General features: G+C 72.0%; 2 protein-coding genes. Both read left to right on the plus strand.

Annotated features, from left to right (window positions below; genetic code table 11):
* The coding region (locus OO70_RS50525; protein WP_234337157.1) for a hypothetical protein at positions 1-327 on the plus strand (327 nt) is incomplete at its 5' end.
* Between the two features lie 56 nt (positions 328-383).
* Positions 384-604 (plus strand): hypothetical protein (locus OO70_RS50530; protein WP_043688323.1); only part of this gene is annotated, 221 nt, incomplete at its 3' end.

Below are 604 nucleotides of genomic sequence, written 5' to 3' on the forward strand. Positions count from 1 at the left end.
ACCGCGACCTGCTCCGCGACGTACTCGACCGCTGAGTGCCTGCACGGCACGTCTCGTACGTGCCGGCGCAGGGACCGTCCGGTCCACCATCAACGCCCCCGAAGGGAGTTCGACATGGGCAGGAAGAACATCCAGCAGGGCCCGAACAACACCGCCAGCGGCAACGACGAGGTCGGCGTCCAGGTCGGCCAGGTCCGCGGCCGGGCCAACCCCCGGCAGGCCACCCCGCCGCCCGCCCCCGCCAACACCCAGAAAGTGCGGTCCGGCAACGCGACCGTCGGCCGCCAGGAAGACGTCATCGAGGGCGGCCTCACCATCCGCTTCTGACCAGCCGCAACGGGGCCCGGCCTACACGGTCGGGCCCCCGCACTGAGGAGAGCAGCATGACCGACCAGGCATACCTCGACGACCACGACACCACCGTGCCCGGTCCGCGCCGGCCGGAGTACGACGCCGAGACACACGCCATCGAGGCGACGCAGGTCGGTGGCCCCGTCGACCCGCCCGACCGCACCACGACATTCGCCGAGGTCGTCGACCGGTCGCGGGAACTCCCGCCGATCGTCCCCGCGTGGATGCGCAACCCCGACCAGCGCCGCCACAC

Origin of the sequence: Streptomyces xylophagus (genome assembly GCF_000716435.1) — a bacterium.
Lineage (GTDB): Bacteria > Actinomycetota > Actinomycetes > Streptomycetales > Streptomycetaceae > Streptomyces > Streptomyces xylophagus.